Below are 1,953 nucleotides of genomic sequence, written 5' to 3'. Positions count from 1 at the left end.
TCCTTCGGACACCAGCGAAGTGGTGGCCGAATACGCACGGGCCGATCGCCGCCAGGTGGAGTCCGCGATCCGCGCGGCCGCCGATGCCTTTTCCCACTGGAGCCACAGCACGCCGCAGCGCCGGGCCGACGTGCTCGACCGCATCGGCACCGAACTCCTGGCGCGCAAGGACGAGCTGGGCCTGCTGCTGGCGCGCGAAGTCGGCAAGACCCTGCCCGAGGCCGTGGCCGAGGCGGCGCGCGCGGGGCAAGTGTTCAAGTTCTTTGCGGGCGAGGCGCTGCGCGGCGGCGGCGAGAACATGGCCTCGCTGCGTGCGGGCGTGCAGGTCGACGTCACGCGCGAGCCGGTGGGCGTGGCCGGGCTCATCACGCCATGGAATTCGCCGCTCGCGGTGCCGGCCACCAAGATTGCGCCGGCGCTCGCGCATGGCAACTGCGTGGTGTTCAAGCCGGCCGAGCTGGTGCCGGCCTGCGGCTGGACGCTGGCCGAGATCATCAGCCGCGCCGCATTGCCCGCGGGCGTGTTCAACCTCGTGATGGGCAGCGGCCGCGAGGCGGGCCAGGCGCTGGTCGACAGCCCGCTGGTCGATGCCCTGAGCTTCACCGGCTCGGCGCGCAACGGCGAACGCATCCTGCAGGCGGCCGCCGCGCGGCGCGCCAAGGTGCAGCTCGAGATGGGCGGCAAGAACGCGCTCGTGGTGCTGGCCGATGCCGACATCGACCATGCGGTCGACTGCGCGGTGCAGGGCGCCTATTTTTCCAACGGCCAGCGCTGCACGGCGTCGAGCCGGCTGATCGTCGAGGCCGCGGTGCACGACGCCTTCGTTTCGCGGCTGCGCGACCGCCTCAAGGCGCTGAAGATCGGCCATGCGCTGGAGCGCGGCGTCGACGTCGGGCCGCTGGTCGATGAAGAGCGCCTCGCGCGCAGCCTGGCCTGGGTCGGCATTGCGCGCGAAGAGGGCGCCGAGCATGTGTGGGGCGGCGAGCCGCTCCAGCGCGCCACGGCCGGCCACTACATGAGCCCCGCGCTGTTCCTGGCCCAGCCCGGGCACCGCATCGCGCGCGAGGAAATCTTCGGCCCGCTGGCCTGCGTGCTGCGCGCGGCCGACTACGACGAGGCGCTGGCGCTGTGCAACGACACGCCTTCGGGCCTGAGCGCGGGCATCTGCACCAATTCGCTCAAGCACGCGATGCATTTCAGGCGCCATGCCGAAGTCGGCATGACGATGGTCAACCTGCCGACGGCGGGCGTGGACTTCCACGCGCCCTTCGGCGGGCGCAAGGGGTCGGGCTACGGGCCGCGCGAACAAGGGCGCCATGCCGCGGAGTTCTACACGACGGTCAAGACCGGCTACATGCTGGCCTGACCACCACGGACGGTTTTCATCAGCAAGCAAACATAGCACTCAGAAAGAAGGAGACATTCCAATGAAACTCAATCGCCGCACCCTCAATATCGCACTCGCCGCCGCCTCGCTCGGCGGGCTCCTGCCCGCCACCGCGCTGGCGCAGAAGAAGATCGTGCTCGGCTTCAGCCAGGTGGGCGCCGAGAGCGAATGGCGCACCGCCAACACCGAGTCGATCAAGGCCTCGGCCAAGGAAGCCGGCATCGAGCTCAAGTTCTCCGACGCGCAGCAGAAGCAGGAAAACCAGATCAAGGCCATTCGCTCGTTCATCGCGCAGAAGGTGGACGTGATCGCCTTCTCGCCGGTGGTCGAATCGGGCTGGGAGACCGTGCTGCGCGAAGCCAAGGCCGCCAAGATCCCGGTGGTGCTGACCGACCGCTCGGTGAACACCAAGGACGACTCGCTCTACGTGACCTTCATGGGCTCCGACTTCGTCGAGGAAGGCCGCAAGGCGGGCCGCTGGCTGGTCGAGAAGATGAAGGACCAGAAGGGCGAGGTGAACATCGTCGAGCTGCAGGGCACCGTGGGCTCGGCGCCGGCCATCGACC

Annotated in this window: 2 protein-coding genes; both read left to right on the top strand. The window is 69.2% G+C overall.

The features are described from left to right. Positions 1-1,366, top strand: a 1,366-nt coding sequence (locus tag AC1DOC_RS31595; protein ID WP_478131330.1) for an aldehyde dehydrogenase family protein, incomplete at its 5' end; no start/stop codon positions are given. Positions 1,367-1,427: 61 nt separating this feature from the next. Continuing rightward, positions 1,428-1,953, top strand: a 526-nt coding sequence (locus AC1DOC_RS31590; protein ID WP_478131329.1) for a substrate-binding domain-containing protein, incomplete at its 3' end; no start/stop codon positions are given.

It is taken from the genome of Variovorax sp. 01T439_2, assembly GCF_056398445.1.
The sequence above is the reverse complement of the archived record's forward strand: the minus strand, read 5'-3'. Positions and strand labels throughout refer to the sequence as shown.